Source organism: Chitinophaga pollutisoli (assembly GCF_038396755.1).
Taxonomy (GTDB): domain Bacteria; phylum Bacteroidota; class Bacteroidia; order Chitinophagales; family Chitinophagaceae; genus Chitinophaga; species Chitinophaga pollutisoli.
Genome location: NZ_CP149822.1, coordinates 398,016 through 413,672 on the forward strand (window position 1 = coordinate 398,016; position 15,657 = coordinate 413,672).

The window sequence follows — 15,657 nt, forward strand, 5'->3', positions numbered from 1 at the left end:
AGTGAGAAATTGTAATTCGGTCAGGATAACTTTTGTAAGAGCTGCAGCATGCGGTCCACGATCCTATTTTCCGCATTCCTTTCCAGCAGGCTGTTCCGGCAGCGCCAGGTTTCGTATCCGCCGCGGTCCATTTCAAGCGCGGGCGGTACATAACCAACATTCGCGTTGGCGAGGCCGATGCTGAAATACCGCCCGGAAAGTTGTTTGAGGTACAGGCCTGTTTGCGCGAAGAATTCTCCCGGCAATGCACCAATCCTGCAATGGCCGATGCGCATCACCTGTACGGGACAATCCATTTCATCCGGAAAACCAGCCAGCAGCACTTGTTCCCGCGCAAATATGCGGCGCATTGAATGCATGTCGTAGGAAAGCGTTCCGTAATCGGTCTCCGCCATTAAACGGCGCGCCGCGGCAATGGAATCCGGATCCGGTTTGCGAACCTTCAGCCTTACGTCGCTGTATTCCGCAGCGAGGGCCGGCGCGGTTTCCCATTGCAACGCGGGGATGGCGTGAAATACGGCTTCGGCGAGATCGCGGCCGATGATGTCGCTTTTGGCGAAATGTGCGGTGGGGTATCGGTCCGGATGTAAAAAATCCCAGATATTGACATCTCCGCTGGTTCCGTTGCTCATGATCGCCTGGAAACCGCCGTCAGCTTGCAACATATCGCCGAGATGACGGGTGAAGGCCCCGAAATAGTCGGCTGTCACGGTTCCGTTTTCCCAATCGCCGGCGTAGTGCAGCGAATAATTGGCCAGCACGGAAATCCAGTTGCCTTTCACACTTTTCACGGCGATAAAACCCAATCCGGGATCCGTTTGCGCAGCTGGTTGCAGTATTTGCCCGGCTGCACCGATGGGATTTGTTTTCACGGCATCGGTTCCGCCGTCAACGGGATTTTCGGGCACATAGCCGTCTTTCATGAAGTAGCGTCTGCAAACAACATGTTGCGGTACATTGGCCGATCCATATGCGATGATGGCGGGCTGCAATTGAACGCAGGCTTCCGTAACCGCTTCCACCGTCTTTTCCTCCAGCAACGTGCAATAAGCGGTATCCGGCGGGGTCAGAAAGATATCACCGGCGGAACCTCCGGCATGCGTATGGGTACAGGAGATGAGGATACTGCCGGGATCGATGCCCGTTTGCGCATGGATGTGAACTTTCATGCGATCCATCAGCGCACGCGGCATCACGCAGGTGTCCGCGACGGCGATCACCAGGCGTGCTGACCCGTTTTCCAGTACCAGTGCGCGAACAAAAAGCCTGTCGTGAACATGGTTGGCGCGGTGCGGGAAGAAGTCGCCATTGATAAGCGTGCCTAAAGTGGGTGTAATATCCGCGGCCGCAGCTCCGGCCCGAAAAATCGTTTCATTCATAATCGTGGTCATGTTGCCCAGGCTTTGCGCAGGAACCGCAGCCAGTTGCCGTGAAGGATATTATCGATATCCGCTTGCGCATAGCCCCTGCGGGAAAGAATTCCGGTGAAATTTTGCAGGCTGGCGATAGAATGAAGGTCCCAGGGCGATTGCTCCGTTCCGAAAATCCCGTCGAGATCGCTACCGATCGCCACATGCCGACTGTTTCCGGCCAACTGGCAGATATGATCCCAGTGGTCCACCAGGTGCTCGAGCCGGATATCGAGCTGCCAGGGATCGGAAACGGTGTCGATAAAACGGATATCCATCGCCCAGCAATCAAGCATCCCGCCGATAACGGCATCCCTTTCAATGAGCAGCCGGATTTGATCGTCGTTCAGTTGCCGTTGGTTCGGCACGATCTTGCGGACGTTATGATGACTGGCCCAGACGGGGCCCTGGTAAAGGTCCATCGCCTGGAAGAAGCCTTCGTCGGTAAGATGCGTGACATCGAGGATCAGGCGGAGTTTATCCATTTCCTGTAGCAGTTCAACGCCTTGCGGTGTAAGCGACCCGGTCATTTTGGTGCCTGGAGCGTATCTCCCTGGTCCGAAATGCGACAGGCCGATGGCCCGCAATCCGTAAGCGTGTGCCCGGTGAAGATAGGAAATATCCACCAGCGAATCGGCGCCTTCGAGGCTCAGGATGTAGCCGACGGGCTTCTGCTCGTCGGGGACGGCGTCGTTGTCCCACAGTTGCAGGTGTGCGTCGAGTCCTGTGAGATCGCGGATTTGCACCATCTCACCGAGCGCTTCCATTTCGCGGTACCACGACAGTTGCGCCTGGGTCATTGCCCAGGCTTGTTGCGGGGAATGCCAGCCCGGAAGGGCGCTCCCCGGCGGTGTGTAACGCGCCAGCTGCGTGGCTACCACCAATCCGATCCTACCTTTCCGCAGTTCAGGAAGGCAAACGGTACCGCGGCCACGGTCGGGCTTGTCTTTCATATGCATTTCGCGCTGGCGGATTTGATCCAGTGGCAGGGCGAGATCGCGGTTCCATTCGATGGCATTCATGGCCAGGTCGAGATGGGCATCGATGATAAACGCAGCTTTCATGGTTCAGTTTTTTCATTATCGCCGAAAGGATACCGGTGCATGAGTTGCCGTATGCGGTAGCTGAAACGGCTGAAAACGGAAGCCCATTTTTCCGCCTCGCCTTCTCCGTACTCATAAAATCCTTTTCCCGCATCCATCCCGGTGTTACCCTGATGCAGCAGTTGCTCCATCCAGGCCGGCGGCCCTTCGCTGCGATCGAGGCCGGGATTCAGATCTTCCATCACGAGACCGTATGCGTAGGGGCCCATGAGATCCATGTACCTGAAATTACCGGCGAAGGGCAGATAATAACCGGCGTCGTTCCGGCATGCGCGGTCGATGTCTTCTACAGACGCGTACCCGTTGCTCACCAGAAAAAACGCCTCACGCGCCATTGCGCTCATCATCCGCGAACGGATCCCTTCGTCGCCGGGCACCACGTAAGGATCCTTCCCCCATCCGATGGCCATATCCCGGAAAGCATGCGCACTCGCCTCCTTGCAGGCGGTATTCACGATCATTTCCAGGAAAAGGGTGGTATGGGCGGGATCCGCCCAGTTGGCGCCGATGATCCGGCCGGGATGGCGCGCGCCTTCCTGCAACCGGCTGAGCGCGATGCTCTCGGTATTGACGGCAATAATGGCGTCCGGAGGAAGGAAAGCTTCCAGTTCGGCGATCCTGTTTTTCTTGGTGTCCGCACATTCCGGCGCCGCGATGATGGCGGCGGCGAATCCGTCAGGGTTTTCCGGCAAACCGCCGAGAATGGGACTTTGCGCCTCGAGATCCGGTCTTCCGTGTTTCGCTTCCGCTTTCCGCAACCGGTCGATGAGGTTGCCATCAGATTCGGGATTTGCGGTGCAGTGCGTGACCGGATGGCCCGCCTGCAACAGGCAAACGGTGATGCCGGCTGCCAGCGGGCCAGTCCCGGATACAAGCAGCGGTTTCATTGATTGGGCTGTTGCGTCTTTGTTCATAATTACTGGTTATGCTGCATGTTTCCAAGGACTTCCTCCGCCGTGTCCACCGCCAGGTGTATATCCGCTTCCGTATGCGCGGCGCTGATGTACCAGAGCCCGCGGCCGATGATCCTAATGCCGCGGTCGTGCATGCCGGAAATGAATAGCGCGAGCAGCCCCCGGTCGAAGTCCAGTGTGTCGCGGTATTCGCGGATAGCTGGCTGCCCGGAGAAGCCCGTGTGGAACATGGGCCCTGGTCCGGATACCGTCATTTGATGCCCGGTGCGCCCGGCTGCGCGGCGCAGCCCGCTCATCAACATTTGGCCATACCGGAAGATCCGCTCGTACGGCTGCGTTTCTTCCAGCACCTGCAGCGTGGCCTGCGCCGCAGCGATGGTGGGATTGCCGGCATTCATCGTGCCGGCATGCACCACCCTCCCCTCCGTGATCTGGTCCATCCACGCGCGCTTGCCTACAATAGCGCTGATGGGGTAACCGCTTGCCATGGCCTTGGCGAAAACGGACAGGTCGGGTGTAATGTTGAAATATTGCTGGGCCCCGCCTAACGACAGCCGGAAGCCGGTAATCACTTCATCGAAAATCAACGCGATGCCGTAAGTGTCGCAAAGCGCGCGCATCCCTTCCAGGAAGCCCGGCTGCGGAAGAATGCAACCGTTATTGCACATTACCGGTTCCGTGATAACGGCGGCAATCTCGCCGTGGCGCTCCGCCAGCGTGGATTGCAGTAACGGAAGGTCGTTCCAGGGCAGGATGATGAATTCATCCCTCGCCCCGGCGGGCAACCCGGCTGACCATGCATGTGCTGCGGGCGCATTCCTGCTGCCCGCGGCCGTTGCGTCCGGGGCGGAAATCCCCCAACTCACGTTATCCAGCCAGCCATGATAGTGCCCTTCGAACCGAAGGAACTTCGGCCGCCCGGTTTTCGCCCTTGCCACGCGGAAGGCGGTTTGCACCGCTTCTGATCCGTCGAGGCAGAAGCGCATGATCTCCGCTGACGGGATCAGCCGCTGCAATTGCTCCGCCAGTTCTAACTCGCGGATATGCTGGCCGGCAAACAGTTGTCCGCCGGCGGAATATTCCTGTACGGCCGACAACACCCTCGGATGCGAGTGTCCCAGGATGAGGGGGCCCTGGCTGAGCGTGAAGTCGAGGTACTCGTTGCCGTCTGCGTCGTAAATCCTGCTGCCCGATCCGTGTGTATAGAACAAGGCATGCGGGTGGTTGTATTTTCTGAATTCAGAGGAAACGCCGCCTGCCAGCACTTTCTTCGCTCTTTCCAGCAAAGCGGCAGATTGCATGTATTGAAATTTTTTCATGCGATGCTTATTTTCCGGTGGGTTTACACGTTGACCGGAGCAACGGGGTTGTATGGATATAATCGCGCGAGCCGGTGGATGTCGTGGTTGAAGCCGGCAAATGCAGCTTCCCAGCGGCGGGCGTCCTGCGGCGTGTAGGCATAGAAGCCATTGCCATCATGAATGCCACGCGCCTGTTCCCGCACCATCCGGCGCATGATCAGGGGAACGCCGGTGTGGTTGCTTAACCGGGGGAACCAGGATTTGAAAATAGCCGCGGCGTCCTCCAGGCCGGTGTAATCCATCCGCCTGAAAATCCCCATGAGCGTCATCCACGATCCCGCGTCGTACCGGAAAGCTTTGTCGGCGTCTTCGGCAGTAACCAGCCCTTTTTCCACCAGGTGCAGCATTTCCCTGTACACGGCGTACATGAGGCGGTTGGTGATGAAGCCGCGGATATCTTTCCGGAGCAGCGTGGGTTCTTTGCCCCAGCCATGCGCCAGACGAAACAACCAGTCAGCGTGCTCCGGCGCCGTTTGGTCGCCGCAGGTGATCTCCAGGAACCGGGTTGCATACGCCGGCTCGGCCCAATGCAATCCCAGGAACCGTTCGGGTGCCGGAACGAGCTGTTGCAGCGTACTGATCGGAATGGCGGAAGTATTGCTGGTGATCACGGCGTCAAGAGCCGCTACGGCGGCTATCTTCCGGTATACCTGTTTTTTGATATCGACTTTCTCGACCACGCATTCCTGTAACAACCGGCAATCGCGCAAAGCGCTGTAGCGGTCGGTGACCGTCAGCCGGGAAAGGCAGGCGTCCACCGGTTCCACGAGAAGACCGGCGGCCGCGCATTGCACCAATTGCTCACGGATGCGGCGCGGACCGGCCTCCATATCTTCCGGCAAAGGTGCGATGCCGACAACGTAATGCCCCGACATCAGCAGCGAAGCCACAATGCTGCTTCCCATCAATCCCAGGCCCACCACTCCCACCGGAATGGCTGCCGGGTTCAGTTGCATCTCCATCAGCCGGGAATTTTCACAATACAATCGATCTCTACCTTCAGGCTTTCGGCCAGCACAGATTGCACGGTTGTGCGCACAGGTTTGATCCCCGGGAAATATTTTTCATAAACCGCGTTGTAACGGTCGAAATCCGCTATATCGGCGAGATGTACCGTACATTTCACCACATCTTCCATCCCCGCGCCCGCCGCCTCCACAATCGCCTTGATATTATCGAGCGAGCGGGTCGTTTCTTCTTCAATACTGCCCAGCACGAACCGGGACGCCCTGAAATCGACGGAAGCCTGTCCGCTCACGAAGAGCAGTCCGTCCACGATCAGCGCGTCGGAATATGCGCCGGTAACAAAAGAGGGATCACGGTGCGGGTGGATTATTTTTACTTTTTTCATCTGTTGGAAGCGTACATGAAGTAATTGTTATATCGGTTCAAAAGTACCCTGCACCTCCCCTTTTTCCTGTTACTATCGTTTACATTTGTAATACAATCTTTCAAAACCGCCACCTGCATATCATCACTACAACGTTTATTCCTTATATTGTACTGTCTATCACCCTCCATTCATGAAAGCTACAGAACACCGCATACCAAAGGATTTCGACAAATCATTCACCGTTTTCCGTGAAGTAGGCGCCTATTTTCCCTGTCCCTGGCATTATCATCCGGAATATGAATTAGTATTAGTTACGCGCAGTACGGGCCGCCGCATGGTGGGTGACCATATCGGGTATTTCGGGGAAGAAGACCTGGTATTTATGGCGCCGCGATTGCCGCATGTGTGGGTGAACGACGCTCCTTATCTCAACGGCGAAACCGGCCACCAGGCGGATGCCATCGTCATTCATTTCATGGAGGATTTCCTGGGGGAAGCCTTTAATGCCGTTCCGGAGATGGAAATGATGAAAACGGCGTTCCAGCTGGCGAAGCATGGCATGGAAATCAAAGGGAATACGCGAAGCCGTATCAATGCGATCATGAAGAAAATGCCGGACATGAACGGCATGCAACGACTCTCGGCCCTGTTCAGCATCTTCGATCTGCTAGCCGCCACCACGGAATACGAACTGCTGGCCAGCCCGGCGTTTGTGGAGAATGTACAACTGACCACCTCCAACCGTTTCGGCATCATTACCGATTACATCATGCGTAATTTCGACCGCGATATCCCGCTGACCGAAATCGCCGGCGTGGCCAATATGGCCGTTACTACTTTCTGTAATTACTTCAAGGAACACCAGCGCGTGACGTTCATCGAATACCTGAATTCCGTTCGTGTCGGCCACGCCTGCAAACTATTATCGGAAAAAGACCACAACATCGCTGAAATCGCCTATGAATGCGGGTTCAACAATCTCGCCAACTTCAATCGACAGTTCAAGAAACTCAAAGGCATGACGCCCAGCGAATATAAGCGGACGCTTGTCCTGTAATTATGCGTTCAAACCACCATCCATCAGGATATTTTCTCCGTTGATATACGCTCCCGCATCCGAAGCGAGGAGCACGACCAGACCTTTGATATCGTCCCGGTTTGCCATTCTTCCCAACGGTACTTTCTTGCAGTAGTTTTTCAGAAATTGTTCGGGTTGATGATTGAACAATCCGCCCGGACTAATACAATTTACGCGCACCTGCTTGCCGGCCAGCACTTTGGCGAGGTAGCGGGTTAGGTTGATGAGGCCCGCATTGTGGAAAAAATAATCAGGCGGCGGATGGCCCATGTCCGTTCCGTCATAGTTAGACAGGTCGGGGCCGCGCATGCCCATCATGGAAGCAATATTGATGATACTGCCGCCGCCGCTTTCTTCGATGAGCGCCGCCATTTCCCGGAGCAGGTCCATCATGCCGGTGGCGTTCACCAGCATGGATTCGGCGAATTGGGCAATGGGCGCGTCGTATCCTTTCATGGGACGGCTCACGGCGTTGTTCACGAAAATATCGAGGCGGCCGTAATTCTTTTTATCGATGTGGTTAATTCTCTTATCGAAGTATGATCTCCCTGGTCCAATGCCAGCGCATCCACCTGCAGGCCCTGCTGGCGGAAAGCCTCCGCCACGCGGCGCCCTTCTTCCAGATTGCGCGAAGCAGTGATGACGCGGGCACCGGCTTCGCCGAGCGCTTCCACCATACATTGGCCATATTGGCCGGCGCCGCCCGTTACGAGCGCCACCCTTCCTTCCAGGTTGAATAATTTATGAATATGCATGTGTAATGTCAATGAATGTGAATAGTGATGCCGCCTTGCTCCCTGCTTTCTTTAGCAGCGATGAGTGTACCGATGACGGCAGAGGTGGTTTCGAACCGCAGGCGGGGCCTGCCTTCCTGCACGGACCGCACAAACTCAATGATATTGTCGCGAAACATGGCGTAGGAATTGGTGATATCCACCAGCCGCCAGTTTTTTTCTCCATAAACAGACAGCTGGAAAGTCGGGGAGATGTGCATGAAAAGATGAACGACGGCGATGATACCGTTGGCGAATTCGATCGTCACTACATCCTTCCCTTGCTGGCCGGAATGCCTGACCGATAGCGGTTGAGGATCGTCCAGAAGCGAGAAAACGGCTTCCAGCATGTGAACGCCGTATTTTATCCAGTCTTTCTTTCCCGTCGCCGTCACCAGTTGAATGGGGCCAAGCGCGGCCAGCTGGGCCTTGGCCGACATGACTTCAGACGCATACCGCATGGAAGAGCAGCTCATGACAAATTTCCCTTCCGCCGCATGCCCTGCGAACCATGCCAGGTCTTCGCGGCTGATGGCAAGGGGCTTGTCGATGAACAAGGGAATGCCGGCTTCGATGAAAGGCGCGGCCATGGCGCGGTGGTGCTCGGGGTCGTCGCGCGCGAGGATCACGGCATCGATGTTTGTGGCCATTTCTTCCAGTGATCCCGCAACGTGATCAATGCCCGTGGCGCGCGCGATACTTTCAGCGATGGCGGTATCCTGCGCCCAAACCTGGGTGACCTTCGCGCCGGGGATTCCGGTTGTAGCGCGGTTCGCGGCGAGGTAATCCGCCACGGCGGGATACCCCACGCGGGCAATCTCTGCGCCATCAGCCATGCCATTGATTATGGCAGACCAGGAATAAGGATGCGCATTGCCTTCGCTCATGCCGATTATGCCGATCCGGATCATGCTTCGTGTATTTTTTGCTGGATGGATTGACAGTAGTTTTTCATGCCTACTACATCGGCGCCAACGTTGACAAACTGGTAGCCCATGCTGAGGAAATCCTTGAGGCTGTCGATACTTCCGGAAGTCGCGGCGAATTTACCATGCTTCCGCGCTGCTTCCGCAACGAGTCGGCGGGCGTTGAGGAGCTCGGGATGATCCCACTGGCCGGGGGCGCCGATGCTCTGGCTGAAATCTCCCGGACCGAAGAACAGCATGTCGTACCCTTCCAGCGCGGCGATGGCTTCGATTTCCTTCAGCGGCTCGTAGTCCTCGATCTGCAGAATCACGAAACGCTGGCTGTTGGCCTGTTGCATGTATTCGGTCAGCGGGATGCCGGTGTACCCTGCGTCCGCACTGCCGCCGTCGATGGCGCGTTTGCCCAGCGGGTGGAAGCGGGTCATTTTGACGATCGACTTTGCATCTTCCAGGCTCATGACATGCGGCACGAGAATCCCCGCGGCATCCAGCTCCAGCGGTTTGATATAGTCGCTGTAACTGCCTCTGGGCACCCGCACCATCACATCCACGTCGTGCGCTTTGGCGGATCGGATATGCGTGGATACAACTGACCAGTCCTGCGCCAGGTGCTCCCGGTCTACCCACAGGCAATCGAAACCCATCATAGCCGCCAGTTCGGACACCTGTCCGTCTCCGAAATTGATCTTCAGGCAGCTGGCCGTTTCGCCAGCCCTTAATTTCCTCAGTACCCTGCTTTCTCTCATTTTCATATATCCGGTAAGTTTAAAGTTTGTTTCTTTTCAAAATCTGTAGAACCGCATTGGCGGCAGACACGCGTACATCTTCATTGCCATCCGCCAGCAGTTTGTCGAGGAAGGGAAGGTCATCTACTTTTCCCCGTATTGCCAGCCCCTCGCCCACTTGGTAACGTTCACCTGCACTACCGTGTAGGCACTGCACCATCATTTGGCGGGCTCGTTGAAGGTCCTGCGGAGAAGCGTGAGCGTAATAGGCACTTAGCACCAGCGACCAGCCGGGATTTCCCGGCTGCACATGCGTGGCGCAGGAATCCAGCAAACCGCGGGCGACAGCAGATACCGACGGACTGAAGCGCAGGGCATATGCGGCGTAATAACTTTCCGCCGCATCCGGAGACGACAGCATCATTTCGAGCCGCGCCTTACCTTCCGCTGTTCCCTGGTTGGCGACTACCCATGCGGCCATGGCACGGAAACCGCCGCTGCCCCTGTCTGCCAGCGAACGGATGGATGCCGGCGTTTTACGGTAGCCGATCTTCGCGAGGCTTTCGAGTGCCGTAAGGCGGCTGCGAGCACTGTCGGCATGGCGGAATTCGTGCAAAATTACCCGCGCCATTTTCCTCCGCCGCCCCAGCCGCGCCCTCACCCGGGCTGAGCCAGTCCTTTCGATGGAACCCAGTTTTTTATGCAAAGGAAAATGCGCGGCGATCCCGTTCCTATAACCGTTTGCGATGAGCGCTTCCGCTGCATGCATGCGCACCAGGAATTGCGGGCTGCGCTCCATCGCCTGCCGCAACACATCCAGGCATGCCTGCGTACGGTTCTGGCCGTGGAGGTTTCCCAAAGCGAAAAAGGTGACGAACAAGGCAAATAATCGCATCAGCATATCTTCAAAAGTAATCGTCCGGTCAGGATACCGTTGTTACTATTCTTTACATTCATAATACTTTCTTACACAAATGAAAAAACCTGCATTTTGTATATTGACGACAGGAAACAACCGCCAACCAATATAATGAAAAATAATACCACATATCAGCAGGATCGTAACAACAGCGCTGCCGCCGGGAACCTACTTTTGAAACATTTGATATCCAAAACTACGATATGATGAATACCGACGCTTTTTCCATTCGCCAGCCCGCGCTCCGCGCATGGATAACGGTTGCATTACTTTGCGTGGTAGGCTGCCTGAATTATCTCGACCGGATCATGATCACCACCATGCGGGAATCCATTGTGTCGGACATTCACATTACCGACACGCAGTTCGGCATGCTGACCTCTGTATTCCTTTGGGTATATGGATTGCTGAGCCCATTCGCGGGTTTCCTGGCCGACCGTTTCAAGCGCAGCCGGGTGATTATTATCAGCCTGTTCGTTTGGTCGATCGTAACCTGGATGACGGCGCACGCCACTACCTATGGTGAATTGCTGGCCACACGGGCTTTGATGGGCATTAGCGAAGCCTGTTACATCCCCGCCGCGCTGGCGTTGATCACGGATTACCACCGTGGGCCCACCCGGTCGCTGGCTACCGGTATTCACATGGCGGGTATCATGTTCGGGCAAAGCCTGGGATTTCTGGGTGGATGGATTGCCGAAGAATCCTCGTGGACCAACGCATTCAGCACCTTTGGCATCATCGGCGTCGTGTATGCTTTCGTGTTGTTTTTCTTTCTGCGGGATGCGCCCTCCCGGCAAATCACCGCGCCAGCCGTTACAACTATCAGGTTCGGCGATGCCGTGCGTAACCTGTTCAGCAAGCGCGCTTACTGGCTGGCATTGGCTTTCTGGGGGATGATCGGGGTGGTAAACTGGATGATCGTTTCGTGGTTGCCGACGTATTACAAAGAACAGTTCAACCTTACCCAAAGCATGGCCGGCGTGTACGCCACCGGGTACTTCCACACCGCCAGCCTGCTGGGTGTTTTAGCCGGAGGCGCCTGGGCCGACCGCTGGAGCCGCCGCAATCAGCGCGCGCGGGTGCTGGTACCCGCCATCGGGCTCTGCATCGCCGCGCCCTGCATCCTGCTGGGCGCCAGCACCGACGCGCTGGTACTGGCGATCGGCGGGTTCGTGATGTTTGCCTTCACGCGGACTTTCACCGATGCCAACATGATGCCCATCCTCTGCATGATCGCCGACGAGCGGTATCGCGCTACTGGTTATGGCATCCTCAATCTTGTGAGCTGCCTGATCGGCGGCCTCGGTATCTACGCCGGCGGCGCCCTGCGCGATGCGGATGTGAATCTGCGCAGCGTGTTTCAACTGGCCGCGGGCGCAGCGCTTATCAGCGCCGTCATTCTCCTTTCCATCAAAACGAAAAACGCGGACAAGGGTTGATGATCCCTGTCCGCGTGCGTTTTCTTTCCATACTAAATTACTTCAACCATCCGTTGCGGTCCCAGGCCGGGAGGTCCAGGAACGCGGGATTGGGATATGACAGGCGCTTTGCTGCCGCGAAGGCAGCTGCATCGAGGTAACGCCCATCGGCCGTGCGGAGCGTAGCTTCCAGGTATTCGGGTTTATCGATCCCGATCAGCACGGCAGCCACCTGGCGCGACGACAACGCGAATTTCACGGCGAATTCCGCCAACGGCAATTCATCTTGCAAAGCCGCGTACTTGCCAACATGAACTTCCACGTCTTTCAACGCCGGGTGTAACCGGCGGCCCCTATCGCCGAGGATCCCCTTCAGCAAAACGGATCTTACCACCAATCCCACACCCGCCGCTTCGGCAGCGTCGAAACATAGCGCCTGCCGCTGGTCCATCAGGTTGTAAGGCAGCTGGATCACATCCCAGTCGCCGCTCGCAACCGCCTGCTCCGTTTCGGTGGTATGATAAGTAGAAATTCCCGTTGCGCGGCAAATCCCCTGCCGTTTAATATCCCTGAAAACCGCCGCTACTTCTTGGCTGTCGAGAATGGCGGCGCTGGCCTGGTGGAGCATGAAAACATCCACATAATCCGTTTGCAAAGCACGCAGGCTTTCCTGCAGCGATCCCCAAATGATTTCCCGGAGGGTTTCTGACGGGGGCAGCGGCTGGCCTGGCGCATGCAGGTGCCGGCATTTTGTGGCCAGCACCACATCTTTCCTGCGGTCATGAAATGCACGTCCCATAATCTCTTCGCTATTGCCATATAAACGCGCCGTATCGAAAAAGTTAATCCCTCCGTCCACCGCGGCATGCAACAGCCGGATAGCATCCTGTTCCGGCAACATATCTTCACGGCCGTGGACACCAATACCGTAAGGCATCCCGATCTCCACTCCGCCGAACGCCACTTCCGACACGCGTATGCCGGTTTTTCCCAATGCTCTTTTTTCCATTATCGAATTGAATACAATTGAATTACTGATTGAATTTGAAAGCATACAGGTCCGCATCTTTCATATAGACCCTCATCCGCACCGGCCTACCCGACAGGGCGCTTACATCCGCGTTCCCCTTCCATCGCACGATCCTCCGCGTTTCGTTACCAATGACGATTTCCGCATCATTCTTCGCAAAACCGGCTATGGGATTTCCTTCCGCATCGAGCATTTCTATCCTGATTTCACCGGCCGCGGAAGTAGAAAAATTAATTTCCAGCTCCTTTCCTTCAAATGTAAAAACTTTCGTCGTCATCCTCCCGCCGCCAAAAGGCGCATGCAGGGAGGCAAACCCGTCGAGGCGGAGCGTATATCGTTTCAGGTGCGCCCCCTCCTGCGCGTATGCTTCGTTTACATACAACGACAGCTCATCCGCACCGGTCTGCACCACGTTTAGCGCCGGGTAATTCGACCGAGAAACCCAGTTGCCCAGTCCTATTCCAGGCCGGATAAACGATTCCAGGAACGTCCGTTCGTAGGCCTTACCGCCGCGCGTCGACAGCAATACCACATCCGAGCAATCGCGGTAATATTGCGGGTCCACGTTCAGCCGTTTCGCCTCTTCGTCAGTCACCACCTGCCGCCCGGGCATAAACCGGGCTCCGATAGCCAGCGCAATGTGCGGCGCGCGGGCGTAAGGGCTCGTTTGCTGCGTATACAGTTGTTCGTGCGGTGTATCGCCGAAAGTCATTTCTTCCGGTTCCGACCAATGCAGGAAATCCTTTGAAACGGCACGGCTCACCGACCGGTACGCCGTTTTGCCCACTTTGCGCATGGTCCGGAAGTAGCAGACATACAGCTGCTCGCTTTCAGACCAGAACGCTACGTTTTGCGAATCGAAAGCGCCTTTGGTGATCACTGGCGCGCCCTGCATTTTGTGCCAGCGCAGGCCATCGGGCGAGGCGTAGGCCAGAAGGCCTGTTTCGCGTGTGCCGCAGATGGCTTTGTAACGGAGATGCGCCGGAGTGGCGGGGTTGGCGTCAATGAAAGTACTGAAGTTGTGGCTGGCGGGCGTTTCGTGCGCGACGACCACATTGTTGCGGAGGCTTCCGCCAACACGATGCTGTTTCAGCACGGGCTTCGACCACGTAATCCCGTCCTGGGATTCGGCCAGGCAGGTTACCTCGTGTTCATTGCCGTCTTTGCCGGAAATGGGTACGCCGCGGTAATACGCGCGGATTCTATCACCATCGTGCAGGATCGTTACATACCCGCTGAAGCGCCCTTCCCAGGGTTTGTCGAAATACAGCACTGCGCCGGATTCGCGCGGGGCGTGCATGCGCAGCGCCACGCCTTCCAGCTTATCGATTAGGTAGCGGTCCACGAAGATCTCCCGCCTGTCGGCGATTTGCAGGGCTCCAGGGGCCTGCCCGTGACTGTAAGTCAGGGCCGCACCGAAGGCTGCAATCAGGGAAAAAAGATATTTTCTCGTCATTTTACATTACTTGACCACGCCTGTCAGCGTCATTTCCATGAATTGAATGCCGGCTTGCTTCCCCCAGGTTTCCTGGCATACGATACGGAGGTAACGCACGTCCGGCGAGGTAGCGGGGAAGTAGAATTTCTCCCCAACTGTATGCCCGTACCGGATATCTTCTTCGGTTAGCGTTCCTACCGAAGCACCAGAGGGCTTGAAGGATTCGTAGGTGCCGAGTTTCACCCATCCCGAAAAATCGGCAGTTACATCCGGCGTGGCGCTGCCCCAGATTTCGAAACGGCGCATGTGCGAATGATTGTACAGCAGGTTCGACTCCGGACGGTTATTGATCAGTAAGCGGCTCAGGCGGGAAGTTTGACCCAGATCCACGGTGAACTGATTGTTAGTGTTCGCGAAGCCCAACGTAATACCGCCATCCCAGGCATTTTCGATCCGCCACGTGGCAGTCGTGTTGCCGGTATAGGGCAACCCGGGCGGGTTCCAGCGTTTGAACAGGGATTTATTGAGCTGCACGCCTTCCACCACCACCGGTTCCAGCGGTTCGTAGGCGGTAGAGAACGTGTCCGCCGCCGTTGGCTCAGGCAGGAAACGGGTCCGGTACTGCACATCGCCCGATACATCGGTCAGCACCGTTTCCACTTCGGACGGCAGCACTTTGTGCAATCTGTCTATTCCATCTACATCGCGGTACTGAATTTCAGTTTGCACGGCATATTGCGGCGCGCGCAGCCATCTTACCGTCAGCGTATTTTCGGCATCGATCAGTTCCCTGCTGGAGACGCCGCGGTTATACAGCGAAGCCTGGAACCTGCTACCATAAACATTTCCGTTGACTTCATAAGGAACCGACCTGAATTTCGATTCTTTGTTCATGGTGATGAGCTCAAAATTATAACCGTCTTCCGCCAGGTCCGGAACCACGGCTTCCAGCGTGTCTCCCGCGGCGGGCGGAACGTCGAGCACGGCGGAGTCCTGCCTTGTTCGCCAATAGACGACCATTTTCGCCACTTTGGGATCGTTGTTTACATAACGCAGCACCACGCGGCCATTGCCCGCCCGCAGGTTTACGGTATCGAGCCTGCTTACGTATATGGTTTCGCCTTCACGGAGGTATTTGTCGTGCAGGTCGTTCATTTTGGAACATCCCGCCATGCCGGCCGCCAGCAGCGGAACCGTCAACAATTGATATGTCAGTTTCATGTAATT

At 56.4% G+C, this 15,657-nt stretch carries 14 protein-coding genes and 1 pseudogene; 2 read left to right on the forward strand and 13 right to left on the reverse strand.

Annotation, left to right across the window (positions count from 1 at the left end):
• Positions 1-20 precede the first annotated feature (20 nt).
• Genes WJU16_RS01640 through WJU16_RS01665 form a run of 6 tightly spaced genes read right to left on the reverse strand, consistent with a single transcriptional unit; the run spans position 21 to position 6,138 of the window.
• A complete protein-coding gene (locus WJU16_RS01640) occupies positions 21-1,391 on the reverse strand; it encodes a hypothetical protein (protein WP_341836588.1) in 1,371 nt (456 codons plus the stop codon).
• Positions 1,388-2,473 (reverse strand): membrane dipeptidase, encoded by a 1,086-nt coding sequence (locus tag WJU16_RS01645; protein ID WP_341836589.1) that lies wholly within the window; start codon positions 2,471-2,473, stop codon positions 1,388-1,390. The genes WJU16_RS01640 and WJU16_RS01645 overlap by 4 nt, the downstream gene beginning before the upstream one ends.
• Positions 2,470-3,399, reverse strand: a complete 930-nt coding sequence (locus WJU16_RS01650) for a 3-hydroxyacyl-CoA dehydrogenase NAD-binding domain-containing protein (protein WP_341836590.1) — start codon at positions 3,397-3,399, stop codon at positions 2,470-2,472. Before WJU16_RS01650 ends, WJU16_RS01645 begins: the two co-directional genes overlap by 4 nt.
• A gap of 29 nt (positions 3,400-3,428) precedes the next feature.
• Complete coding sequence (locus WJU16_RS01655; protein ID WP_341836591.1) at positions 3,429-4,745, reverse strand: aspartate aminotransferase family protein; 1,317 nt, start codon at positions 4,743-4,745, stop codon at positions 3,429-3,431.
• Between the two features lie 23 nt (positions 4,746-4,768).
• Positions 4,769-5,749: a 3-hydroxyacyl-CoA dehydrogenase family protein gene (locus WJU16_RS01660; protein WP_341836592.1), complete on the reverse strand. Its 981-nt coding sequence runs from the start codon at positions 5,747-5,749 to the stop codon at positions 4,769-4,771.
• Positions 5,749-6,138 carry a Rid family detoxifying hydrolase gene (locus WJU16_RS01665; protein ID WP_341836593.1) on the reverse strand — a complete coding sequence of 130 codons (390 nt, stop codon included), beginning with the start codon at positions 6,136-6,138 and terminating at the stop codon, positions 5,749-5,751. Before WJU16_RS01665 ends, WJU16_RS01660 begins: the two co-directional genes overlap by 1 nt.
• A 172-nt stretch (positions 6,139-6,310) precedes the next feature.
• Here WJU16_RS01665 and WJU16_RS01670 point away from each other — a divergent pair, with 172 nt between their 5' ends.
• Complete coding sequence (locus WJU16_RS01670; protein ID WP_341836594.1) at positions 6,311-7,177, forward strand: AraC family transcriptional regulator; 867 nt, start codon at positions 6,311-6,313, stop codon at positions 7,175-7,177.
• Here the strand turns inward: WJU16_RS01670 and WJU16_RS25990 are convergent.
• From WJU16_RS25990 to WJU16_RS01695, 4 genes and pseudogenes are all read right to left on the reverse strand, one after another.
• Positions 7,178-7,953: pseudogene (locus WJU16_RS25990) on the reverse strand (SDR family oxidoreductase).
• Positions 7,954-7,961: 8 nt separating this feature from the next.
• Positions 7,962-8,882 carry a Gfo/Idh/MocA family oxidoreductase gene (locus tag WJU16_RS01685; protein WP_341836597.1) on the reverse strand — a complete coding sequence of 307 codons (921 nt, stop codon included), beginning with the start codon at positions 8,880-8,882 and terminating at the stop codon, positions 7,962-7,964.
• Entirely contained in the window at positions 8,879-9,649 is a 771-nt protein-coding gene (locus WJU16_RS01690) for an aldolase/citrate lyase family protein (RefSeq protein WP_341836598.1), read from the reverse strand. The genes WJU16_RS01685 and WJU16_RS01690 overlap by 4 nt, the downstream gene beginning before the upstream one ends.
• Positions 9,650-9,662: 13 nt before the next feature.
• On the reverse strand, positions 9,663-10,523 hold the full coding sequence (locus WJU16_RS01695; protein WP_341836599.1) for a hypothetical protein: 861 nt from the start codon (positions 10,521-10,523) through the stop codon (positions 9,663-9,665).
• A 221-nt stretch (positions 10,524-10,744) separates the two neighbouring features.
• Between WJU16_RS01695 and WJU16_RS01700 the strand changes: the two genes are divergently transcribed.
• Positions 10,745-11,983, forward strand: coding sequence for an MFS transporter (locus tag WJU16_RS01700; protein ID WP_341836600.1), 1,239 nt, complete (start codon positions 10,745-10,747; stop codon positions 11,981-11,983).
• Positions 11,984-12,020: 37 nt separating this feature from the next.
• Here WJU16_RS01700 and WJU16_RS01705 read toward each other — a convergent pair whose 3' ends face one another.
• Genes WJU16_RS01705 through WJU16_RS01715 form a run of 3 tightly spaced genes read right to left on the reverse strand, consistent with a single transcriptional unit; the run spans position 12,021 to position 15,651 of the window.
• A complete protein-coding gene (locus tag WJU16_RS01705; RefSeq protein ID WP_341836601.1) occupies positions 12,021-12,971 on the reverse strand; it encodes an aldo/keto reductase in 951 nt (316 codons plus the stop codon).
• A gap of 22 nt (positions 12,972-12,993) precedes the next feature.
• Positions 12,994-14,448 (reverse strand): hypothetical protein, encoded by a 1,455-nt coding sequence (locus WJU16_RS01710; RefSeq protein ID WP_341836602.1) that lies wholly within the window; start codon positions 14,446-14,448, stop codon positions 12,994-12,996.
• 6 nt (positions 14,449-14,454) lie between these two features.
• Positions 14,455-15,651: a DUF4998 domain-containing protein gene (locus WJU16_RS01715; protein WP_341836603.1), complete on the reverse strand. Its 1,197-nt coding sequence runs from the start codon at positions 15,649-15,651 to the stop codon at positions 14,455-14,457.
• Between the last annotated feature and the right edge of the window lie 6 nt (positions 15,652-15,657).